23 protein-coding genes and 1 pseudogene are annotated in these 24434 nt (G+C 32.9%); 15 read left to right on the top strand and 9 right to left on the bottom strand.

What is annotated here, in order from left to right; all coding sequences use genetic code 11:
• Positions 1-427 precede the first annotated feature (427 nt).
• The 5 genes from gyrA to parC all read right to left on the bottom strand — a co-directional run bounded on the left by gyrA (position 428) and on the right by parC (position 7710).
• A complete protein-coding gene (gene gyrA, locus RMAG_RS01565; protein WP_011737709.1) occupies positions 428-3013 on the bottom strand; it encodes a DNA gyrase subunit A in 2586 nt (861 codons plus the stop codon).
• 101 nt (positions 3014-3114) lie between these two features.
• Positions 3115-4209 carry a 3-deoxy-7-phosphoheptulonate synthase gene (locus tag RMAG_RS01560; protein WP_011737708.1) on the bottom strand — a complete coding sequence of 365 codons (1095 nt, stop codon included), beginning with the start codon at positions 4207-4209 and terminating at the stop codon, positions 3115-3117.
• Positions 4203-4997, bottom strand: a complete 795-nt coding sequence (folE2, locus tag RMAG_RS01555; RefSeq protein WP_011737707.1) for a GTP cyclohydrolase FolE2 — start codon at positions 4995-4997, stop codon at positions 4203-4205. The genes RMAG_RS01560 and folE2 overlap by 7 nt, the downstream gene beginning before the upstream one ends.
• On the bottom strand, positions 4994-5371 hold the full coding sequence (queD, locus tag RMAG_RS01550) for a 6-carboxytetrahydropterin synthase QueD (RefSeq protein WP_011737706.1): 378 nt from the start codon (positions 5369-5371) through the stop codon (positions 4994-4996). Before queD ends, folE2 begins: the two co-directional genes overlap by 4 nt.
• A 101-nt stretch (positions 5372-5472) precedes the next feature.
• On the bottom strand, positions 5473-7710 hold the full coding sequence (gene parC, locus RMAG_RS01545) for a DNA topoisomerase IV subunit A (RefSeq protein ID WP_011737705.1): 2238 nt from the start codon (positions 7708-7710) through the stop codon (positions 5473-5475).
• A 508-nt stretch (positions 7711-8218) separates the two neighbouring features.
• Here parC and RMAG_RS05435 point away from each other — a divergent pair.
• From RMAG_RS05435 to RMAG_RS01520, 5 genes are all read left to right on the top strand, one after another.
• Positions 8219-8470, top strand: a complete 252-nt coding sequence (locus RMAG_RS05435; RefSeq protein ID WP_268745599.1) for a type 2 periplasmic-binding domain-containing protein — start codon at positions 8219-8221, stop codon at positions 8468-8470.
• A gap of 815 nt (positions 8471-9285) precedes the next feature.
• Positions 9286-9429: a hypothetical protein gene (locus tag RMAG_RS05800; protein WP_187145680.1), complete on the top strand. Its 144-nt coding sequence runs from the start codon at positions 9286-9288 to the stop codon at positions 9427-9429.
• 1243 nt (positions 9430-10672) lie between these two features.
• Positions 10673-11596, top strand: a complete 924-nt coding sequence (gene rsmH / locus RMAG_RS01530; RefSeq protein ID WP_011737703.1) for a 16S rRNA (cytosine(1402)-N(4))-methyltransferase RsmH — start codon at positions 10673-10675, stop codon at positions 11594-11596.
• A gap of 1 nt (position 11597) precedes the next feature.
• Entirely contained in the window at positions 11598-11870 is a 273-nt protein-coding gene (locus tag RMAG_RS01525; RefSeq protein ID WP_011737702.1) for a cell division protein FtsL, read from the top strand.
• Complete coding sequence (locus RMAG_RS01520; RefSeq protein WP_011737701.1) at positions 11867-13747, top strand: peptidoglycan D,D-transpeptidase FtsI family protein; 1881 nt, start codon at positions 11867-11869, stop codon at positions 13745-13747. Before RMAG_RS01525 ends, RMAG_RS01520 begins: the two co-directional genes overlap by 4 nt.
• On the opposite strand, the gene dnaG is transcribed toward RMAG_RS01520, so the two are convergent.
• Positions 13744-15525 carry a DNA primase gene (dnaG, locus tag RMAG_RS01515; RefSeq protein WP_011737700.1) on the bottom strand — a complete coding sequence of 594 codons (1782 nt, stop codon included), beginning with the start codon at positions 15523-15525 and terminating at the stop codon, positions 13744-13746. The two genes, RMAG_RS01520 and dnaG, sit on opposite strands and share 4 nt — an antisense overlap.
• Positions 15526-15565: 40 nt before the next feature.
• Between dnaG and RMAG_RS01510 the strand changes: the two genes are divergently transcribed.
• The 3 genes from RMAG_RS01510 to prfB all read left to right on the top strand — a co-directional run bounded on the left by RMAG_RS01510 (position 15566) and on the right by prfB (position 17938).
• Positions 15566-16462 carry an LpxL/LpxP family acyltransferase gene (locus tag RMAG_RS01510; RefSeq protein WP_011737699.1) on the top strand — a complete coding sequence of 299 codons (897 nt, stop codon included), beginning with the start codon at positions 15566-15568 and terminating at the stop codon, positions 16460-16462.
• A gap of 62 nt (positions 16463-16524) precedes the next feature.
• Positions 16525-16785 (top strand): 30S ribosomal protein S15, encoded by a 261-nt coding sequence (rpsO, locus tag RMAG_RS01505; protein WP_011737698.1) that lies wholly within the window; start codon positions 16525-16527, stop codon positions 16783-16785.
• A gap of 58 nt (positions 16786-16843) precedes the next feature.
• Entirely contained in the window at positions 16844-17938 is a 1095-nt protein-coding gene (gene prfB, locus RMAG_RS01500) for a peptide chain release factor 2 (protein WP_011737697.1), read from the top strand.
• 119 nt (positions 17939-18057) lie between these two features.
• On the opposite strand, the pseudogene RMAG_RS05525 reads toward prfB, so the two are convergent.
• Positions 18058-18135 (bottom strand): annotated as a pseudogene (locus RMAG_RS05525) (winged helix-turn-helix transcriptional regulator); the annotation flags it as partial.
• A gap of 441 nt (positions 18136-18576) precedes the next feature.
• Here RMAG_RS05525 and RMAG_RS05795 point away from each other — a divergent pair.
• From RMAG_RS05795 to tatC, 7 genes are all read left to right on the top strand, one after another.
• The gene (locus RMAG_RS05795) at positions 18577-18726 is read left to right on the top strand and encodes a hypothetical protein (protein ID WP_157834507.1); all 150 of its coding nucleotides are present in this window, start codon (positions 18577-18579) and stop codon (positions 18724-18726) included.
• A gap of 644 nt (positions 18727-19370) precedes the next feature.
• The gene (gorA, locus tag RMAG_RS01495; protein WP_011737696.1) at positions 19371-20702 is read left to right on the top strand and encodes a glutathione-disulfide reductase; all 1332 of its coding nucleotides are present in this window, start codon (positions 19371-19373) and stop codon (positions 20700-20702) included.
• Between the two features lie 325 nt (positions 20703-21027).
• Positions 21028-21408 (top strand): phosphoribosyl-AMP cyclohydrolase, encoded by a 381-nt coding sequence (gene hisI, locus RMAG_RS01490; protein WP_011737695.1) that lies wholly within the window; start codon positions 21028-21030, stop codon positions 21406-21408.
• The gene (locus RMAG_RS01485) at positions 21401-21718 is read left to right on the top strand and encodes a phosphoribosyl-ATP diphosphatase (RefSeq protein WP_011737694.1); all 318 of its coding nucleotides are present in this window, start codon (positions 21401-21403) and stop codon (positions 21716-21718) included. The genes hisI and RMAG_RS01485 overlap by 8 nt, the downstream gene beginning before the upstream one ends.
• Before the next feature lie 16 nt (positions 21719-21734).
• Positions 21735-21938 (top strand): twin-arginine translocase TatA/TatE family subunit, encoded by a 204-nt coding sequence (gene tatA, locus RMAG_RS01480; RefSeq protein WP_011737693.1) that lies wholly within the window; start codon positions 21735-21737, stop codon positions 21936-21938.
• 11 nt (positions 21939-21949) lie between these two features.
• Entirely contained in the window at positions 21950-22231 is a 282-nt protein-coding gene (gene tatB / locus RMAG_RS01475) for a Sec-independent protein translocase protein TatB (RefSeq protein ID WP_011737692.1), read from the top strand.
• Positions 22231-23097, top strand: a complete 867-nt coding sequence (tatC, locus tag RMAG_RS01470; protein WP_011737691.1) for a twin-arginine translocase subunit TatC — start codon at positions 22231-22233, stop codon at positions 23095-23097. The genes tatB and tatC overlap by 1 nt, the downstream gene beginning before the upstream one ends.
• 5 nt (positions 23098-23102) lie before the next feature.
• Here tatC and RMAG_RS01465 read toward each other — a convergent pair whose 3' ends face one another.
• Together RMAG_RS01465 and RMAG_RS01460 are read right to left on the bottom strand one after the other, a co-directional pair.
• Positions 23103-23627 (bottom strand): ANTAR domain-containing response regulator, encoded by a 525-nt coding sequence (locus RMAG_RS01465; protein WP_011737690.1) that lies wholly within the window; start codon positions 23625-23627, stop codon positions 23103-23105.
• A 50-nt stretch (positions 23628-23677) separates the two neighbouring features.
• Positions 23678-24118, bottom strand: a complete 441-nt coding sequence (locus RMAG_RS01460) for a CBS domain-containing protein (RefSeq protein WP_011737689.1) — start codon at positions 24116-24118, stop codon at positions 23678-23680.
• Positions 24119-24434 lie beyond the last annotated feature (316 nt).

Raw genomic sequence — 24434 nt, 5'->3', positions numbered from 1 at the left:
CTAAATTAAACCTCTGCAAAGTTATTGTTACCAAATCAACTATTAATTAAATTTTAATCAGAAAAGTTTACATAACTAAAATTCGCTTCTCGAAAATCAAAACATCACGCGCTTGACACACTTTAATTGTAATGATTAATTGGTTAAGTACGTAAAACGAAAATGAGCTTATTAAATATTTTTTTAAACTAAAATAGAGTCCATAGAACTTAATCCACACTAGCAAACTTTCGCCCAATTAATGCTCAGTATTTTACATTCTTAAAATAAAATTTCTAAAAAATTGCTATCTATATTGTTTATAAGGTAAGGTTACAGTTCATAAACTTTTAGTAAATTCTTGAATATAGAATTTTTTTTCAAAAAATTTCTATAATTAAACTTAATCAGGTGTGCTTTGATTTTATCAAAGAAATTATTTTTATAATTATTCTATGCTATTTTCACCTTCAGATTCCTCGTCTTCTATCTCAGCAATTTTTGCAATAGAGACTAATTTTTCACCTTTGATAATATTAATCAAGGTTACGCCTTGAGTATTACGACCAATGATAGAAACATCAACTGCTCTAGCACGGACTAAAGTACCTTTGTTGGAAATTAACATCATCTCATCTTCATCAGTTATCTGAATAGCACCAACAACTTTTCCGTTTCTATCTGAGGTTTTAATAGAAATAACACCTAAACCACCTCGTGCTTGAGAGCGATATTCATTAAGACGCGTGCGTTTACCAAAACCTTTTTCAGTTGTTGTTAGAATTGGATTATCTTGATTGACAACAATAAGAGACACTACTTTATCAGCATTTGCTAATTTAATACCACGTACGCCAATGGCTGTACGCCCTACGACACGGACATCTGATTCTTTAAATCGAATGGATTTACCATTGGCTGAAAATAGCATAATATCATGCTCACCAGAGGTAATTTCTACGCCAATAAGTTGGTCGTTATCTTTTAATTCTATGGCAATAATGCCACCTTTGCGTGGTTTTGAGAAGTTAGTGAGTACTGTTTTTTTACACGTACCACTACTAGTTACCATAAAAACAAAATGATTTTCATCAAACTTTGAAACTGTCAAAATAGCATTAATGATTTCTTCTTTTTCTAATGGTAATAAGTTAACAATTGGCTTACCACGTGCAATGCGTGATGCCATTGGTAACTCATAAACCTTAAGCCAATACACTTTTCCTAAGGATGAAAAGCACAAAACTGTATCGTGAGAATTGGCAATAAATAACTGATCAACAAAATCTTCATCTTTTACTTTAGTAGCTACTTTACCTTTGCCACCACGACGCTGAGCTTGATAATCACTTAAAGATTGTGCTTTCACATAACCACCATGAGATAAGGTGACTACACGTCTCTCTTGGGTAATTAAATCCTCAAGCGTTAAATCAATCTTGTGTTCTAAAATTTGTGTCATACGAGCGTTAGCGTAGTTACTTTGAATGTCTATTAACTCTTCACGGATAACTTGCATGAGTCTTTCAGGTGTTTGTAAAATATCCAATAGATATTTAATACGCTCTAATAGCTCATTAAATTCATCAAAAATCTTGTTTTTTTCAAGCCCTGTTAAGCGATGAAGTTTTAAATCTAAGATAGCTTGTACTTGTTTTTGTGATAATTGATAATCACCATCCATTTGCAAGCCTAACTCTGTTGGCAAATCTTCTGGCTTAAACATTACCATATCACGATCGCCAATCAGCTCTTTAATCACTGATCCTTGCCAAGTTTTAGCCACTAATACTTCTTTTGCGTCTATCGAGTTTGAAGCAGATTTAATCAGTTCAATAATGTCATCAATATTATGCAGTGCAACTGCTAAACCTTCTAATAAATGTGCGTGATTTCTGGCTTTGTTTAAATCAAAAATAGAGCGACGAGTCACTACATCACGTCTATGAGCAATAAATGCCTCTAGAATGTTTTTTAGTGTCATTAACTTTGGCATGCCTTTATCAATCGCCACCATATTAATACCGAATACAGTTTGCATTTCAGTCAGCTTATACAAATTATTAAGCATCACTTCTGGAACTTCTCCACGACGTAACTCAATCACCATGCGCATACCATCTTTATCAGACTCATCACGAAGCCCAGTGATACCATCAATGCGTTTATCTTTAACAAGTTTTGCAATTTTACCAATTAGTTTGGCTTTATTAACTTGATAAGGCAATTCGGTCACAACAATACTTTGCTTGTCTTCGCCTTCGCCTTCAATATGGGGTACTGAACGCAAGTAAATTTTACCTTTACCAGTCTCATAGGCTTGGCGAATACCACTTGCACCATTAATAATACCTGCTGTTGGAAAATCTGGACCTGGCATGATTTCCAACAATTCATCAATAGTGATATCTTCATTATCAATGGTTTTCAAACAAGCCTCAATCACTTCACCCAAATTATGAGGTGGAATGTTAGTCGCCATACCGACTGCGATGCCTGATGAGCCATTGGCTAAAAGATTAGGTACACGCGTTGGCAATACTAAAGGTTCTGATTCTGAACCGTCATAATTGTCAATAAAGTCAACGGTATTTTTTTCTAAATCCCTCAATAACTCATGCGAAAGTTTGGCCATGCGAATTTCTGTATAGCGCATGGCAGCAGCTGAATCACCATCAACTGAGCCAAAGTTACCTTGGCCATCAATTAAAATATTGCGCATTGAAAATGGTTGCGCCATACGTACAATAGTGTCATACACAGCAGTATCACCATGTGGATGATATTTACCAATCACATCACCAACAATACGGGCTGATTTTTTATAAGACTTATTATAATCATTACCCAGAACCTCCATGGCGTAAAGTACGCGACGATGTACAGGCTTAAGCCCGTCTCGAACATCAGGCAATGCACGTCCAACAATAACACTCATTGCGTATTCCAAATAGGAGTTACGCATCTCATCTTCAATGGTAACTACCGGTAAATTTGGCTTGAAATGAGTGGGATTTTCAGTATGCTCAGACATGATAAAAAAACTTGATTCAAATTGACTTTAATTTTACCTAATTTGAATACAAATATTAATTTTGTTTCAAACAAAAACCTAGACTTTTGATAAATCCTTCATTAAAAAGTAAGGCTTTTAGTGTAAAAATATGTATTTCTTGCTTGAACTGATGATGCTAATATTTTAAGCAGATTTTCTGTATCTTGCCAACCAAGACAAGCATCGGTAATACTAACTCCATATTCTAACGATTTTAATTCATCTACCGCTTGAGCACCTTCATAAATATTGGACTCAATCATCACTCCAAAAATCTTATCTGAACCTAAACTCACTTGCTTGACAATTTCATTACCCACTAACAACTGGTTTTTAAAATTTTTTTCACTATTGGCATGGGAAAAATCAACCATAACTCTACCTAATAAACCATCTTTTATCAATTGCTTAGCAGCATTATCAATATTTTCTTTACTATAGTTAGGTCCATCTGCAGCACCACGAAGAATAATATGGCAATTTGGATTGCCAGTTGTAGTATAGCGATTTGCCACGCCTTTTTTGCTAATCGACCAAAACATGTGTGAATTTGAAGCAGATACAATCGCATCAATGGCAATTTGGATGTTACCGTTTGTACCATTTTTAAAACCCACTGGACAAGACAGGCCAGATGCCAATTCTCGATGCGTTTGGCTTTCGGTTGTTCGTGCACCAATTGCTCCCCATGAAATCAAATCAGATATGTATTGCGGAGTAATTAAATCAAGATATTCTGTTGCACTTGGCATGCCCATTTTTGACAAACCTAATAACAAACTTCGAGCTAAATCAAAGCCTTTTTCCATATCAAAACTATTATCTAAATTAGGGTCATAAATAAGCCCTTTCCAGCCAATTGTAGTACGTGGTTTTTCAAAATAAACACGCATAATAATAAATAAATCTTGATCTAATTTTTGCTTTATTTTTAACAATCGTTGCGCGTAATCTATAGCAGCTTTTGGATCATGAATTGAACAAGGTCCAACCACAACTAATAAACGCTTATCCTTACCGGAGATGATATCAGCAATGGTTTTTCTTGAGTGGATAATAAAATCAGACTGTGGCTTTTTGACTGGGTATTTTTTAATAAAGCCTATTGGCGGAGTAATAGATTCTATCTTCGTGATACGAATGTTACTAATTTTATTTAAGATTTTTTTTAGCATTTTTGATTTTCAATAAGTGCATAAGCTGAATGATTATGAATCGATTCAAAATTTTCCGATTCAAGACGATAATAACTAATTTTATCATCTGCATTTAAATCGACTGCAATATCACGTACTAAGTCCTCAACAAATGCAGGGTTATCATACGCTCTTTCAGTCACTACTTTTTCATCATCACGCTTAAGAATAGCATAAAGTTCGCACGAAGCTTTACGTTCAGCCAAATCAATCAAATCTTCAATGTGCAAAGTTTTATCTTTAGCTGCTTTAGCCTTAATTGTAATGTGCGAGCGTTGATTATGCGCCCCATATTTAGAAATACTTTTTGAACAAGGACATAGACTGGTTACAGGCACCACGACTTTCATCATTACTTGTACCTCGTCTTTATTTAGCGTGCCATATAAGGTCACTTGATAATCCATCATTGATTCAACGCCTGAAGATGGGGCTTTTTTCCTCCTAAAGAAAGTAAAATTAAGCGTAATGTGTGCAATATCTGATTCAAGTCTTTTTCTTACTTTGTCAATAATTTTATCAAAATTATGCGCACTAAATTCACAAGGACCTTCGTTTAAAATCTCAATAAAGCGTGACATGTGTGTACCTTTAACACGCTCTGATAAGGATACTGTCATGGTAAAAATGCCTATTGTAGGTATTTTATTACCATCACAGTCAATATAAGTAATGGGATGAGTAATATCTTTAATACCTACTTTATCAATGATAATTTGACGAGTATCGGCACTATTTTGTGTATCAGGTAAATGAATCGCACTCATAAGTCTCCTTGGTAATAAGTCACAGATGCTCTAGATGTTTCCCAAATAGTCACTTCCTTGACCTTGACATCATTAGTATTAATTAGTTGACCCACTTCATAAAAAAAATACTTGGCAATATTTTCTGCGGTAGGATTGAGTTTATCAAAAGGCGCTATCTCATTCAAATATTGATGATCTAGAAGCTTTACAACAACCTTAGTTTGTTTTTTAATTTCTCGAAAATCAATAGTAATACCATTGCTATTTAATTTTCTAGCAACAACCATCATTTCAACTTTCCAGTTATGACCATGCAGACGTGAACAATCACCTGGATAATCTCTGAGTAAATGGGCTGATGCAAAATCGGTAACAATTTTTAGGACGAACATTTTCGTAAAAATTGGCAAAATTACTAATTATACCTATGATTTTCTAAGAATTTCACCTTGAATTGATGAATAGATTATTGACTTATCTAAAATATTTTGATTTAACCAATTGCCTCAATGGAAGAGACATTTTGATATCCTTTAGGTAAAAGCTTACCACAACGCGCTCTAGAACTTATGTAATTACTCAAATCTTGGAACTTGATGGTAAAATGACGCTTACCTGCAATGACTTTCAAATGTTGAGTTTCTAGCAAAATACAAATATTCATCACAAACTCTTGTCTAGACTTAACATCTTTAGTAGAGATTTGAATAAGTTTGCTACCTTTACCTTTAGATAATATTGGCAATTCAGATATTGGAAATATTAATAAACGCCCACGATTTGTTACCAGTGCAATAAATTGATTATCTAAATCATCCACATTAATAATCCTCATCATTTGTGCACCTTTAGATAGCGAAAAGAATGCTTTTCCTGCTTGTCTTGAAGATAGTAAATCACCAATAGTGGCAATAAAACCATACCCTATGTTAGAAGCCAATAGGATATTTTGACTCGCCTTACCCATTATCACATCAACAAATCGCGCCTCTGAAGGCGGGCTTAATTTACCTGTTAAGGGCTCGCCTTGTCCTCGCGCACTGGACAATGAATTAGCCAGTAGTGAATATGACCTACCTGTTGAATCAATAAAAATTACAGGTTTGTTACTTTTGCCTTTCACACTAGTTAAATAACTATCGCCTGCTTTATAATTAAGTGTGTTTGGATCAATACTATAGCCTTTAGCGCTGCGTACCCAACCTTTTTCACTAAGCACGACGGTAATATTTTCAGCAGGTGCTAAATCATCTTCACTAAAAGCTTGAGCAGTATTTACATTTCTTTTAATGTTAGATCTACGCTCATCACCAAAATCCTTAATAATAGCTTTTAGTTCTTTTTTAATCAAAATTTTAAGACGCAAGTCACTTGAAAGTAGCAATTTTAATTTTTCTTTCTCTAATGCTAAGTCTTGTTGCTCGGCTTGAATTTTAATTTCTTCTAATTTTGCAAGATAACGCAATTTTAGCTCTAAAATTGCTTCTACTTGAATATCACTCAACTTAAAATGATCGATTAATACTAATTTTGGCTTATCATGCTCACGAATAATGGCAATCACTTCGTCAATGTTTAAAAAAGCAATAAGCAATCCTTTTAAAATATGTAGACGCACAAGAATTTTATCAAGGCGATAGGTTAAACGATTAATTACAACTTTCATTCTATAGCTTAACCATTCTTTAAGCATCGGAATAAGTGACAGAACACCAGGCTTACCGTTCAAACCAATCACATTCATATTAACACGGTAACTTTTTTCAAGCTCAGTTGTGGCAAATAAGTGCAGCATTAATACATCTACATCAACTCGATTAGAACGTGGAATAATAACAATACGTGTTGGATTTTCATGATCTGACTCATCTCGAATATCATCCACCAAAGGTAGTTTTTTCGCACGTATTTGCGCTGCAATTTGGATAATTACCTTGGCACCAGAAGTTTGAAAAGGTAACGCTTCAATCACAATATTGCCTTTTTCTTTTTGATAAATAGCACGCATCTTAACCGACCCATGACCTGTTTCATAAATTTGTCTAAGATCTGCAGGTGAGGACACAATATCAGCATCGGTGGGATAATCAGGTGCTCGAATAATCTGCATGATTCCATCTAAATCCATAGATGGTTTATCTAATAACGCAATACAAGCGCTCACTACTTCGGTCAAATTATGCGGTGGCACATTAGTTGTCATACCCACAGCAATACCTGAAGTGCCATTTAGTAATAAATTAGGTACTTGTGCAGGCAGATTTTTAGGCTCTTGAAGTGAACCATCAAAATTATCTACCCAATTAACCGTTCCTTGATTAATTTCACTGAGCAACAAATCTGAATAACGAGAAAGTTTACTTTCTGTATAACGCATTGCTGCAAATGATTTAGGATCATCTGGTGCACCCCAGTTCCCTTGCCCGTCAATAAATGGATAACGATAAGAAAATGGCTGTGCCATCAATACCATTGCCTCATAGCAAGCACTATCACCATGCGGATGAAATTTACCAAGTACATCACCCACAGTACGAGCTGATTTTTTAAATCTTGCTGTAGATTTCAGGCCAAGTTCACTCATTGCATAAACAATACGCCTTTGAACTGGCTTTAAGCCATCACCAATAAAGGGCAATGCTCGATCAAGAATAACATACATTGAATAATCAAGATAAGCACGCTCACTAAACTCAGCGACACTTTGTTGTTCAAGACTAATCTGATTCATTATGGATGTTAAGGATAGTTAAAATTAGACTATATTTTAATTCAACTTTTGATAAATTAAAAGTGGTTTTATGATATCTAGATAAGTTCTTATATAGTGTACTACTATTGATAATATCAAAGACAATTTACACTTGATTATTTTAAGACTTTCAATGAAATGATTAAGCAAGTCTTCTGTAAATTGAATGGTGCCAATATTATGCCTAATAGGCCATGTAGTAGTTAATGAATAAAAATATCAAATTAGTAGCGCCATTCATGATATTGGCCAAAGAGATTATGATTAAATTTTCTCACGTTACTGCTGAAGACACTACTTAAGACGCCACTATTTAACGATGTATAATTGACAGTATTTTCACTGTCTAAATTTAGTAAATACACTAAAAAATAGATGCTATTTGATTTACCCTTATTATTTAAAAACACACAAGTATTAAATTGTTTTACAAATTCAAAAAAGGATAAGAGTTATTAAACTCTATCAATAGAAAAGAACTTAAAGGTTGGACTATTGGCTTAATAGCATGAAACAAATTTCTACAAATCATCTACTGATTACGCCTAAAGATGCACAAAGTTTAAAATTTCGCAGCATAAGTTCTGATGCACTCAAAGCACAGTTTGAAGCCATTGATGCAAATCCACAAAAGATGTTTTTTGAAATTTATAATGCTTTGGTAACAGACGTTATTGATGGTCAAAAAAAATCTTTGAGGTGCAAAAAGATACAATCATATCTGACCATAGCGTTTTAGAATACATTTTAATAACACTTTACCTGACAATATTCGCTTTGAACTATAAAAAATTATCAAAGAAGTGGCTGCTAAAGTCACTTAATTTGCACTTGACACTGCAATAAAAAATATGAAAACATTATAGATTCTGGCAAAACCAATACCTACATTCTAACCCCTGAACAAAAAACAGTGAGTTATAACAATGAAACTAGTTTGGGCTAAATTTGAAAATCAGATAGGTAAAGATGCTACAGTTCAGCAATGTAACACTATAAAAACTAAAAAAATAATACGACAGTTTGTACATTGGAAGTCATTATTTATTTGGTTAGTCTTGCTAGGTGCAATCCTACGTTATCAACGTGTAACACGTATATTGCTGTTGACAGCGTAGTCAATATTTTTTATCATATCTACTTGCATGATATTTGTCATTATTATATTCATGGGTGGTTATGAATAATATTTCTTTGCTAAAAACAATTGAAATGAAAGAACAGGAAAAAAATCATCGTTAATGCAATTTTATTATTTAAAAATGAGTCTCTAGCCTCTCTTACTGACATAATATTTGACTCAACAGAATATTATATTTTAATGTCTATTCCATTTTTAAATTAGATTTTTGTCAAAGAGATGGCACAACACAATACTTAGTTGATTTTGTGATTAGTAATATTGGCTAAATGAATTAAAGGCGGTTTATCAATGGTCAGTATTGGCTTGTATAATGTTTGCTACTGTATCAAGTTTATCACCTGCCACTATTATTGTCATTAGCTCTATTGTGATTAGTTCTTCTGACACTATAGTTCTCGCCTTCAATTGTTATGGTGATTTATGCGGCTACTACTGAAATAACAGTGAATAGAATGTTTTTAGCTGACGTTATGCCAAGATTAATTATCGGCTCAATGATGATGATTGCCAATTACATCATCGCTAAAATGAAAGGTTATCCAAGTATGTTTTAAGAGTATGAAGAATTTAGCAAAATCTTTCACTAAGGCCTTAAGTATATTATTCTTAGTCATTATTGTTATGGATAAGCATCTACGACAATGTACTGAAGTAGTGGTAGTAGTATATGTATTTATCTTAGACTTGTTTATAACAATATAAGATATTTCCTAGGTCATTACAAACTCAGCAAAAACTTCAATTATGTTGATGTTCATTATTGTAAATGCTATGTTGTTTGCTTTTGTATTAACAAACAAGCGTATTCTTCACGAAATTGTAAAAACGATTTTTTTAGTTTACTTGTTTGGGGGGTTATTTATTATTACTCATCGTAGGTAATTTTATGAAACCAGCAACATTGTTCATCATGATTGTTAATATAGAAATCAGCATGTTGACACCCTACTCAGTTTGTCATCTCAGGCATGCCTTTAAATAAGTGTCATTAAATCAACATTACCATTGTTCCAAAAACATCTATTTATCTACCCACCTTGCTAATGGGTCTAGAAATCACAGATGACTAATTGGTATAATCTAGAAGGTATGAAATATTTTCATAGTAAAACAATATAAAAAGAGACAAATTTCTAAACTTTCTACTTAAACAAAAAATTCTAAACTAATACCGTCACTAACAACTTTTTTACTATAAGCTAGATATTTAAAAGTTATATAAAATTTTTCTTATAAACTAAATTCAAAAAAGTGAATGTTTTAGCTATGATGAGCACATAACAAAGCCAAATAAACAACGCTAAACCATTTTTAATTATCACCATTGTGGTTTTAATATTGAGTGTAATGGCTTTATATGCAAAAATGTCAGCAACATCGCTAATATTTAGAAGAGTGCACAATTTAAGCGTTGACCCCCAAGGAAAGAGTAAAAGTACTAACACGCCACCAACCGCAAATTGATAAAATTTATTCAGACAATATGGCACTAAATATTCATCAAGAGATTAGCAAATATCTGAAAAAAATCAATGCTTTCCTTTATTAAACATTCACACAAAGCAACTAAAACGTAAGTTTATTGTTCATGCCCCTGATTGTTAATTGGACAAGGAAACACGTATTCTAGTTCCTGCAACACTTAGGCATTATGCCTAAATAAAAAAATTATCATGAGTGTCCAAGGGTATAATTTTGAAGTATTGGATGAGGATATTTAGCATAAACAATTTGACAATTTTGACGCATTCAGTAAACAAGCCCGAATCTCAATAGAAATTTTACCCAAATACCACTGTGATATTTAATCATCACCAATCTGTGATGTTAAACGAGTCAATTGGCGCGCTTAATATAAAAACTGATGGCATTTATATTGATGCAACTTTTGGTCGTGGTGGTCATGCTCAAGGTATATTAAATAAGTTAGGTGAACAAGGAAAATTAATTGCCTTTGACCAAGATATTAATGCGATTGAATATGCTCATAAAAATTTTACTGATAGTCGTTTAACTCTTATCTATAGTGCATTTTCCAATATGCTAAACATCATAACCCAACAAGGGCTTATGAGCAAGATTGATGGTATTTTAATGGATCTTGGTGTCTCATCACCTCAGCTGGACAATGCACAACGTGGTTTTAGTTTTAAGGCTGATGGCCCATTAGATATGCGTATGAACCAAACCACAGGTATGAGTGCCACGCAATGGCTAAACTTAGCCAACGAGGAAGAAATTGCCAATGTTATTTATCAATTTGGTGATGAAAAAAGATCACGACATATCGCCACTAGAATCAAAAAATACCAACAAAAGCACACATTAGAAACAACTTTAGCACTTGCTGGCATTGTTAGTAAGGTCGTAAAAAGACAAAAAAATAAACATCCTGCCACACGAACTTTTCAAGCCATACGTATTTTTATCAATCAAGAACTTAAACAGCTTGAAGATGTACTGGAACAATCCAAAGATATTTTAAGAAAAGATGGTAGACTGTCTATTATTAGTTTTCACTCGATTGAAGATCGTATTGTTAAACATTTTATTCAAAAAAATTCACGACAAAAAAACTTGCCAAAAGGCTTGCCTATTATTGACTATAAAATTGAAAAAACTTGCCTGAAAAATTTAGGCAAGTACTTTGCTAGTAAGGCAGAAATTAGTAGAAATAAACGTGCTCGTAGTGCAATTTTACGAGTAGCGAGCAAAAATTAAAATGCGCTTAAATATCAATAAAACCAAGCTTAATATCGCGTTAATACTAGGTGTGGTTGCGTTGAGTATTTTAACCATTTATTGGCATCATCAAATGTATCTTTTATATACTCAGTCAAAACATATAGAAGCACGAAACCAGCAATTAGTTGCTCTACACAAACAATTGTTAATCAAACAATCACAAACAACCAGTGGCAGTGAAATCAAAGCTAAAGCTCTAAAAATATTAAAAATGCAAGCACCTAAAAGACAAATAGAATTGTTACTATGAGTGGAAAAATATCAACTATTTCAAAAGCATTGATACTAAGGCGGGTACAAAATTATTGGCACAGGCAAGGTGCAATTAAGTATTTTTTTATATTTCTTTTTAGTGTTTTTTCTTATCAAACCACTTCTATATCACAATCTAATATTATAGGTTTATCAATACAAAACAGAGCTTATCATCAAGCCACTAGTTTAGAGACAAAAATCGCACAACGAGGTGATATCCTAGATAGAAATGGACATATTCTTGCCAGTAATTTGCTATTAAAACGCCTTAATTTAGACCCAACACTAATTCAGGTTGAATTTATTCCAAAATTGGCGCGTATTCTAGATATAAAAGTTCAAACACTCAGTAAGTTGCTTGCATCAAAACGAAAAATTGGTTCAAAATATCTAATTATTAAAAAAAATATCACACTCACTGACCCTATTATTAACAAATTAAAACAATTAAATTTAATGAGAATTTTAGTCTGTGCAAACAAAAATATTACTAATAAATTAAGTTTCATTGAACGCACCTTAAACACCTTAAACCTACAAAAAACAAAAACAACCTACACCCTGGTTAAGCAATGTAAAAAAGCAAGGATTGCTGGTGTAGCATTACAACAAGATACAAAAAGATACTATCCAAAATCTGCCTCACTAGCACCACTACTAGGTCGAGTTAATGCCAATAAGAAAGGCGCCTCTGGTATTGAAGGAGAATTTGAAAATAGACTTGCTGGGCATAATGGACAAACACTAATTAATTTTAAAGCCAATACCAATGAGGCATATTTCAATTCTAAAACAATCATTCAGATACAACAAGGGCAAAACATAATGTTGACCATTGATACTGATATTCAGTACCATGCTTATGAAGCTATTAAAAAAGCAGTTCAAAAGCACGAGTCAGATTCAGGCTCAGCCATTATTCTTACACCAAATGGTGAAGTGCTGGCCATGGTGAACTACCCTGCTGACAATCCAAATGATAATAGTACTTACAATGCTGAGCATTATCGTAATAGAGTACTATCTGATAAAGTAGAACCTGGTTCAACCATGAAACCATTTACCATGCTTTTGGCATTGGATAAAAACCAAATAACAGCCACTGAAGATGAATTTATTGATGTTTCAAAACGCATTGGCCATATCAAACCAGATGGTAAATATAAGCAAATGACGATTAAAAAAATATTGCAAAGATCTCACAATCTTGGTACTGTTAATATCTCCGAAAGACTTGAACCAGAAGCTATGTACAACACTTGGAATAAGCTGGGATTTGGCCATCAACTAGACCTTATACCAAGCATTGAAAATTCTGGTTCATTAAGACACTTTAACTCATGGACATTAAGTGATAAACGCACCTTATCATTTGGTCATGGTCCAATGGAGACTAATCTGGCACAATTAGCCAGAGCTTATTTAGTATTTGCCAATAAAGGTGCGATACCGCAATTAAAACTGATTAAAAATACCAGTACTGAGAACATAACCCAAGTATTTAACAAGCAATCTATTGCAAAAATTGCTCAGTTATTAAGCACAGTTACCTCAAATCAAGGGTCGGGATATCGAGCGCAAATTAAAGGCTACAATGTAGCTGGCAAAACAGGAACGGCAGAGATGGTAGTTAATGGTTCATATAATAAAAAAGGCGCTAAGCGCACTTTCTTTACTGGCTTTGTACCTGTTAAAAAACCTAAATATATTATGGCAGTGAGGCTTGATTATCCTAAAAAATGCTATACCTCTTGGAACCCCAATCTTCGAAGCAAATGCGAAGGGTCAAACTCAGCGGCAATGGTATTTAAAGAAGCAATGGGACATATTTTAAACAATGATGTTTCAATTAAATTAAGCATGAAAAACTAACTTTTAAGTTTGCCTTTTCTTGCTTGTAAGCTCTTTGTATATTCTATTTCATTTGTGATTAATAAAGCATTTTCATTTTTTTGTTTTTTTTCAATTTTTAACAAGGCATCTAAAAATTCATCTTTATAGTCGTAATTTTTTAATACTTTTTTCTTATTGTACAAATCAAGCAATTGTTGTTTCTGAGGGAATGGTTTTATTATATCTTCTAAAGTAATATCCTCTTGCAACAAAGCTGAATTAGCCAAATTTTGCAACACATCTGCATCATTAATTTTTCTCACCCTAAGTTCTACCGTTTCATCAATCATAGAAGGATAATTTAGCAATAAGCCAATCATTTGATCAATTAATGAATTACTACTCTTAATGGGTGCTGATATTAGTGCTTTATAATTGTCATCACTATCATAGAAATCAGATATAGGTGGCTCTTCATAATTTTTCGGTATGTCAAATGTATTGATTTGAACGGGTGTATCTTGTCGTTCTAATATATATTTAATCTGTTCAATACTTTGATTAACTTCACCTGCTAACCCTTCTAGCAACTGTTGTTGGTAAATCTTATAATTTATTTTTCTTAGCAATGTTGATACTTTTTCTAAAAATAAGGTTTTACCTTCAATTGTGCTAAAATCTAACTCTGCCTTAATATGGCTAAATAAAAATTGACTCAAGGGTTGTGCATTTTCAATACGTGTTACAAATACTTTACTTGATTCTTTTTTAACCAAACTATCTGGGTCTTCGCCATCTGGCAAAAATAAAAATTTAACAGTTATACCGGTTTTAATCACTGGCAAAGTGACATTTAATGCTCGCCAAGCGGCTTTTTTCCCAGCATTATCACCATCAAAACAAAAAATAATGGTATTTGTTACACGCGATAAAATATTTAAATGCTCTATCGTAGTTGCTGTACCTAACGTAGCAACCACTTGTGATATACCTACTTGATGAAGAGCAATCACATCCATATACCCCTCTACAACTAATATATAGTCAATCGAACGTGAATATTTACGCGCATGATACAAGCCATAAAGCTCTTTTGATTTTGAAAAAATAGGCGTTTCAGGTGAATTTAAATATTTTACCTTGGTATTATTATCAAACGTCCGACCACCAAAAGCAATAATATTGCCTTTAGCATTATGAATGGGAAACATAAGACGATCTTTAAAAAAATCGTAATATTGTCCTGAACGGTATTGATCATCACATAGTAATCCCATCGTTTTTAAATCAGCAATATTTTGGTCATTTTGTTCAAATTCAGATAGCAAATTACTACTAGGTGGTGCAAAACCTAGCTCAAAATACTTGGCAATTTTGCCGCTAATACCTCTATTTTTAGCATAATTAACCGCTTTATCTTTCGCAGGAGATTGTTTTAATTGCTGAATATAGAACTGTCTAACTCGCTGCATTAAGTTTCGATAACGAGCTAATCTTGAATCTACAGATTTAACATTCTCATCATACACCACGCTAATGCCTAATTCACCAGAAATGGTCTCTATCGCCTCAACCAAGCCTAGATTATCAAACTTCATAACAAAATTAATCACACCACCACCTTCGTCACAACCAAAGCATTTATACATTTGCTTTTCAACTGAAACGCTAAACGACGGGGTTTTCTCATGATGAAATGGACAACATGCTTTGTAATCTTTGCCTACCTTTTTAAGTGGCACACGCCGATTAATTATGTCAACAATATCTACACAATTAGGTAAATCATCTTTAAAATCTGCATTAACAAACGGCATTTTCTGTATTAATATTTAAGACATTTAAAGTGATATTTTAATGACAAAAACAAAGTTTTATCATCCTAAATTTATACCCACTTGGGCTTTAATTGGCTTGATGAAACTAACCGCTAAATTACCGCTTAAAATCCAGTTAATGATGGGTAAAATAATAGGCAGGGGATTATATCCATTGTTAAGTAGACTTAGAAAAATTGCTTTTGTGAATATCTCTAAATGTTTTCCTAATAAAAATAAAGTTCAAGTAACACGTTTAGTTAAACAGCATTTTGAAGCATTAGGCATTGGACTGTTTGAAATATCAAATTGCTTTTATTTAAGCGACAAAAAACTCAAGCAACGTTATAACATTGAAGGCTCTGAGATTTTACAAAACGCCTTAGACAAACAACAAAATATCATTTTACTCGTTGGACATTTTACAACCATGATGCTTACTGGCAGGATGCTACTACAAAACTTTGATTTTGCTGATGTTTACCGCCCACAAAATAACGCCTTATTTGACAATAAAATGCAAAAAATATTCACCCAACATGGCAGTTTGATGATTAAAGCTAAAGACACCAGAGCCTTAATCCGAACCTTAAAATCAGGCCTACCAATTTGGTACACACACGACCAAGATTTAGGTACAAAAATTAGCACTTTTTCACCTTTTTTTGACATACAAACTGCCACAATAAAAGCCACAGAAAAATTAGCTCGCATTGATAATACGGTCGTTATTCCCTTGTCCTTTACTCGTCAACACACAACTTATACACTAGAATTTTCTCCTGCTTTGGTGAATTATCCTAATGACAAACCCCAAAAAAATACACGACTAACCAACCAAATATTACAACAACAAATTTTAAAAGCACCAGAACAATATTTATGGATTCATAAGCGCTTTAAAACTAGACCAAATAATGAACCATCTTTTTATTAACTTTTAAAGAATAATAAGGCAAATTAGAGTATAATTCATCTCCTTTTAATTATAGATTTATTATGTCGATTGACACCCAAGCAATTATTAAAAAATATCAGAGTAAAACTGGTGATACTGGTTCAAGCAATGTACAAATTGCCTTATTAACAGCTCGCATTAAACACTTAACTGAGCATTTTAAAACTCATAAAAAAGATCACCACTCAAGAAGAGGACTTCTACATTTAGTTTCTCAGCGAAAAAAATTACTAATCTATCTTAAAGACGCTAATACAGCTTCCTATTCAAACTTAATTATTCATCTAGGACTTAGAAAATAATTTAAAACATTTTTATGAAAGCCCCATTTGGGGCTTTTTTTATACCTAAAATAACACCATGGAACTCTCACCCACTTATCAAAAAATACAAGATTTAAAACAACGCACAATTGTCCTATTAACACACATTAGTTTAGAAAAAAAACAAGCTCGACTAGAAGAGGTTTTATTGGAAATGGAAAACCCGAATATCTGGACAAACCCTGATCAAGCACAAGTCTTAGGACAAGAAAAATCAAAACTAACATCAATTTGTCAAACTTTTAAACAAGTAAATTCTGTTTTAGAAGATGCGCAGGAGTTATTAAATATGGCTCAAACAGAAAATGATGAAGACACAGCAAATGATATTATTGATGATTTAGACACCATCCAATCTTCCATTGAAAAACTTGAATTTGAACGCATGTTTAGTGGTGATTTAGATGTTAATTCTGCTTATTTAGACATCCAATCTGGTTCAGGTGGTACAGAAGCCCAAGATTGGGCAGAAATGGTGTTACGTATGTACTTACGCTGGGGTGAAAAACACAATTTCAAAGTTAAACTCATGGAAACCTCAGCAGGAGAAGTGACTGGCATTAAATCCGCAACTATTCATTTTGATGGTAAATACGCATTTGGCTGGTTACGTACAGAAATTGGTATCCATCGCTTAGTTAGAAAATCCCCCTTTAATGCTAATGGTAAACGCCATACTTCATTTTGCTCTGTGTTTGTTTCCCCAGAAGTAGATAATGATATTGATATTGACATCAACCCATTAGATTTACGCGTTGACACTTACCGTGCTAGTGGTGCCGGTGGCCAACACGTCAATAAAACCGAATCAGCCGTACGCATCACCCATCTACCCACCAATATCATTGTGCAATGCCAAGACGGTCGCTCACAACGCGCTAACAAAGATCAGGCCATGAAACAATTAAAATCCAAACTTTATGAGTTAGAAATACAAAAACGCAACGCTGAAAAACAAAGCCTAGAAGACAAAAAATCTAACATCGGTTGGGGACACCAAATTCGATCCTATGTGCTCGACCAATCAAGAATTAAAGATTTACGCACTGGCGTTGAAAGCACTAATACGAACGATGTTTTAGATGGTAATTTAGATCAATTTATTGAAGCAAGTTTAAAGGCCTGGTTATAACTTTTTTTGTTTTTATTAATTCTTACCCAATTTTTCTAACGAAAAATCGTATTTTTAAGTGATTCACTCTACTTCTTAAGAATACACTCAACTTTAGGTAGTACAATTTTATATACTTTTCAATGAATGCTTTCAAGTTTTCTTAATTTCTTAGTAAGCATTCTTTGTGTAATATTTGGCACAAATTTTCTTAACTCTCCAAAGCGTTTTTATCATTGGACTAATCTTCTTTAGTATATTAAATGATACTATATACTAATTATGCACCTAATTGACAATAACATACTTTAATTCTAACATGGTTTTATTATTAAAAATGGGTAACAAAAATGAACATAAGATTTAATCATATCGTCCCAAGATGTGAAAATATTAATACTATTACTGTTTTTACAGAGATTATTGGCCTATAAAAAAGCTTTATACCTCCTTTTGCCTTCCTAGATTATTGACTGTATTCACCAAAAATAAGCAAAAGGCAATTATTTATATTTTTAGCAAAAGGTTAAATTTAATGAATTTTAAATTGACTTTAATGAAAATTTTGTACTTGCTTCAAATACCAAACAAGTATTTTAAAAAACCGGGGGAATATAACGATTGAAATTGATTTTATTATTTAATTCATAGGAGAGAAAATGAAAATATTACTAGTAATAGTAGGTTATTCAATTTTTGATGTCAAAGAACAACTAAATGATTTTTTAAGTTATTTAACTGATAATCATCTTAGTAAAAAAGGCTACAAAGTTAAAATTTCAAAGGAAAATTTTTACCCTAATAATTAAATTAATAATAGAGTTTGCCGATATTAGTAGTTACAGAAATTCTATACTATTATAGAGGAAATGCCTTAATAGAGCGTTTTAATACAATAGATACGCAAAATTGTTACCAACAAGCAGATGATCTATTTAGACTGATGAATGAATTACAAAAAATACAATTAACGGCTATAACTGTTGAAAATATTAGCACAAGACAGTCAAGCAACACAACAACAAATGCTTGCACAATTTAAAAACGTAGATGTCGATTATGTAAATAGAATTGATAGTATTATGAAAAATTTACAAGGAGAAAACCATGATAAATGAAGACTATCACGAAACACAAGAAAATCTTGTACCAAGAAACCAAAGATACGCATAAAATAATTATGTCTTAAATGGAAGAATTAAAAGCAATTTATTGATATAATCAACGCATCAAGTTGATAAGTATAAAGCCTATTGATGCCTGTCAAGATACTGAGATATTGGTCATTTTGGCACATAATTGTGATAAAAAGAACATACAGCAATAGTCTTGAAGTAGATTAAATAAAAAGATAGTACTTTTGATAAAGAGTTAAAAAAATTATTTATTCACCAATAAACTTATTACGCATTAAAAAATTATAAAAAGTTTTAGACCTTTGTAAAGGATAACCATGAATACAGATTATGACATGATTGCCATTGGCGCAGGATCTGGTGGATTATCTGCAGTAGAACGTGCAGCAGAATATGGAAGAAAATGCCTAATTATTGAGGTAAAAATTATTGGTGGCACTTGTGTTAATGTGGGTTGTGTGCCTAAAAAAGTAATGTGGTTTGCTGCCAATACTGGAAGCATAATTAAAAACGCTAAAGGCTTTGGCTTTGAAGTTGAACAAAAAGGATTTTCTTGGAAAAAACTTAAAGTAGGACGAGATAATTATATCAAGAGCATCACCAATTGGTACGATAGCTATTTACAAAAATTGGGTATTGATTATATTCACGGCTTTGGACAATTGGTTGATAAAAATATCGTATCAGTTAATGGCAAAGAATATACTGCTGAATATATCATTCTTTCCTCTGGTGAGGAACCAGCTGTACCACACATTGAAGGCTCTGAATATGGCATTACTTCTGATAACTTTTTTGCACTAGAAGCATTACCTAAAAAAGTGGCTGTGATTGGTGGTGGCTATATTGGCGTTGAACTAGCTGGCGTATTAAATGCACTAGGTAGTGAAGTAACGCTTTTCTGCAGAGCAGATAAATTATTGCGCGGTTTCGACTCTATGATTCAAAATACACTTGATAAAGATTACTCAAGTCACGGCATCACCATCCACCATAATACCCAAATTGACAAAGTTTCAAAAAACAAAACCTTGTTTACTAATCAAGGTGCATTTACCGGGTTTGATACAATTATTTGGGCAGTCGGACGAAATCCAATGACACAACATTTAGGGCTTAAAGTTGCTGGTGTTAAATGCGACCAAAAAGGTTTTATTCAAACAGACAAATTTCAAACCACTAATGTTGACAATATTTTTGCACTGGGTGACGTCACGGGACGCACATCCCTCACACCAGTAGCAATTGCTGCAGGTAGAAGACTGTCTGATAGACTTTACAATAATATGACCGACAGACACTTAGACTACAATAATATTGCCACTGTGGTGTTTTCACATCCACCTATTGGCATGGTTGGTCTAACTGAAGCTCAAGCTAACGAGAAATTCGACAAGATAAAAATTTACAAATCAGAATTCACACCAATGGCCGATGCTCTACTTGAGCACAAAACCACCACTGCACTAAAACTAGTTTGTGCAGGTGATAATGAGAAAGTAATTGGTTGTCATATCATGGGTCATGGTGCTGATGAAATACTACAAGGCTTTGCAATGGCCATCAAAATGGGCGTAACTAAAAAACAATTTGACGACACAATAGCGATTCACCCTACTATTTCTGAAGAGTTGGTAACAATGCGCTAGAACCATTTTTCGCCATCGATACAACCTAATTTGTGGCATATTAAAACCTCAAAAATCATACTTGTTTACCTTGGTGTATCCTCCTTCTTTTAATAAGAATTTTTATAAGAAAATATCCATTCCTTGTGTGTCCAAACATCAACATTACCCTTGTAAACACGCGTCAAAACACGATTGTAATAATAAAATATCATTAGCTTAACTAATAATTCACCTAGAAAATTTTGCAAATAATTCTTATAAAAATAGCCACAATAAATTATTTTATACAAAACCTATCATCTGTCGGTAAAATCAATTATTTTATCTTAGGTCTTTATAAAGCATGGATGCATTAAAACAAACAAAATTTGACGATAAAAACTTGATACCTGCCATCGTCCAAGATTTTAAAACAGGAGATATCTTGATGTTTGCTTGGATGAATCAAGAATCTTTAGCGTTAACTATAGAAAAGCAACAAGCAGTTTATTATTCTAGATCACGCAAAAAACTTTGGTTTAAAGGCGAACAGTCTGGACATACGCAACTCATTAAAGAAATCTTTACAGATTGCGATAATGACGTTATCCTACTCAGGGTGGATCAAGTTGGAGGTATTGCTTGCCATACAGGCAGAAAATCATGCTTTTTCCAACAACTAGATAAAAACAATTGGAAAACCGTTGCTAACGTATTAAAAAATCCGAAAGATATTTATGAATGATATACTAATAAAATTAGAACAAGTTTTAGAGCAAAGAAAATCTGCTAAAGTAGATGAATCGTATATCTCATCTTTGTACAATAAAGGTACAGATGAAATTTTAAAAAAAATTGCTGAAGAATCTGCCGAGGTAATTATGGCGGCTAAAGATGGTGTAAATGATAAAATTATCTATGAGGTAGCCGATCTTTGGTTTCACACACTTGTATTACTTCGTTTTAAAGAGATAAAAGTAAATCAAATAACAAATGAATTATCCAGACGATTTGGCTTGTCTGGTTTGCAAGAAAAAGCCAAAAGAAATAATTAAACAATAGGAGAAAATCATGATGCCTGGACCATTTGAACTGATTGTCATTTTAGTAATCGTATTACTTCTTTTTGGCGGAAAACGCTTAAAAAATGTTGGTAGTGATTTGGGTAATGCTATTAAAGGCTTTAAAAAATCTATGCAAAAAGAACCGGCCGACCAAATTAATACAAAGGATAATATTGTTGAAGCTAAAACTACTAAAGAAAGCACAAAATAAGAAAATAAACCATGTTTGACGTTGGCTTTTGGGAATTTGCCTTAATTGGTATTATTGCACTCATTATAGTTGGACCGAAACGTATGCCAGCAATTGCTAGAAAAGCAGGCACTTATGTTGGCAAGGCTAAGCGTTTTATTGCCAATATTCAGGAAGATATTAGTGATGAACTTGAAATTGACAAACTCAAAGAACATCTAAGTACTGTGGATAAAAAACCCAATATTTTAGAGATTTTTGATGACACCAAAAACACTTTCAATGATGTTAAAAACAACACTGATCAAAAATAATGACCAATAAAGAAATGACTTTTGTTCAGCATTTGGTTGAACTTCGTAATATTTTATTGCACTCGATTATTGCTATTTTGATTATTTTTATTGGCATTTTTCCCTTTGCTAATGAGATTTATAGTTTTATTGCAGCGCCCATTATTAATGTACTGCCTGAAAATACTAACATTATTGCCATTAATGTTATATCGCCATTTTTAACACCCTTAAAAATGTCTCTCATTATTGCTGTCTATGTAGCTATGCCCTATCTTTTATACCAAATATGGTCATTTGTTGCGCCTGCACTTTACAAGCATGAAAAACAAATGATTTTGCCATTGGTTGTTTCATCGACCATTTTATTTTATACAGGCTTGTTGTTTTCTTTTTACATTGTTTTTCCTGTTATATTTGGTTTTCTATCTAGTGTTGCTCCAAACATTGTCGATCTTACCCCAGATATTCAATATTACTTGGACTTTGTGCTCAAAGTTTCTTTTGCCTTTGGTGTGGCTTTTGAAGTACCTATTGCTACAATTTTATTGATTATGTTTGGTATAACAACGGTCGATAAATTAAAAAGCAACCGACCTTATGCAATTATTGGCGCTTTTATTTTAGGCATGCTGTTAACACCACCTGATATCATTTCTCAAACCTTAATCGCAATTCCAATGTGGTTGTTATTTGAAACAGGTCTGATTTTTGCACCATTATTCAAACAAAATAAACAAAAAATATCTGATAAGCCTCCTCCAAACTCTAGCAAAAAATTTTCAAAAAAAGAAAAGAATTCAGATAATAACGATTGGAATGATAATGAAATGGAGGCAGAGATGAAAAAAATTGATACTGAAATGAAAAAATTAGATAAAGAATAAACCCCCTACTCTAATAATTCAAAAGCATTAATCACACTTTCAGCTACATCAACAATACGCTTATTTTTATTCATGGCCATTTTACGTAACGACTGGTAGGCTTCATCTTCATTCACATCCTTGTGTTGCATTAACAAGCCTTTAGCTTTTTCAACTGCTTTACGTTCTGAAAGCTGATTACGTGTCGCATCCAGCTCGTCTTTAAGTGCTTGAAACTCTCTAAATCTAGCAATAGCTACATCAATAATAGGTTGTACTCTATTCTCTTCAAGGCCATCAACAATATAAGCATGAACGCCAGATTTAATAGCAGAGCTTGCCATTCCAGGATTTGATTCCTCAGTAAACATAACAATAGGTTTGGTTTTATTAATATCTGTCAAATTTGCAAACACTAGCTCATCAGGAATATCTGCATTAACAATCACCATATCCGCATACGTCATTTCATTACTGTCTTGCAAGTTTGAGCTATCACTCATACAACAAACCACTTCATGACCTTTGTCTTGCAAAGCTTTACGTAACATAGATGAACGTCCTGTATTTTTATCAACTAAGATAATTTTTAAAGCGGTATTCACTTAATACGTGATTTAAAAATAGCTCTATGCACATCACCAATACTAACAATACCAACTAATTTATTATTATGAGTCACTGGGATTCTTCTGATATTTCTAAGCCACATTGTGGATGCTGCTTTAAGACATGGCATACTTAAATCAATACTAGCAACATCTTTAGTCATTAATTCACCCACTTTGACATTCATTGTGTTTTTGTAATTGTGCTCCATATTTTCAAAGTCAAAATACGTATCACTCATCACTTCATCTAATTTTGGAAACATGTGTTGCAGAATATCTTTTTCAGAGATAATGCCTACTAAATTGTTATCATCATCTACCACTGGCGCGCCACTAATATGATCCATAACCATAATAATAGCAATATCTTTGGCTAGCTGATCAGGGGTAACTGTTTTTACATTGGTTGACATAATATCTTGAACTTGCATAACGACTATCCTCAATCAAAGGTTTGTATTCTACCGTTAAAAACGCCAATCATAATCAAGATTGGCATTTTTTTATTTTAGAAAAGTAAGGAATTTAGAATGACTTACTGATACTAAATATTGTGTTTTTATCATTAGTTTGAGCTTTACTACACCAAACATAACCATTATAAAAATTAGCACCAATTGATGATTAAGCTTTTTCTTAAACCAAAGATACTGAACTAAATATTGAAGTTAAACATAATGCTAATAATATTCTTTTGTCCTGTTTTTCATATATTTCCTTGTTTAATTTTAAAAAAAATTAAATTTA

The sequence above is a fragment of the Candidatus Ruthia magnifica str. Cm (Calyptogena magnifica) genome (assembly GCF_000015105.1).
Taxonomy (GTDB): Bacteria; Pseudomonadota; Gammaproteobacteria; order PS1; family Pseudothioglobaceae; genus Ruthia; species Ruthia magnifica.
The sequence above is the reverse complement of the archived record's forward strand: the minus strand, read 5'-3'. Positions and strand labels throughout refer to the sequence as shown.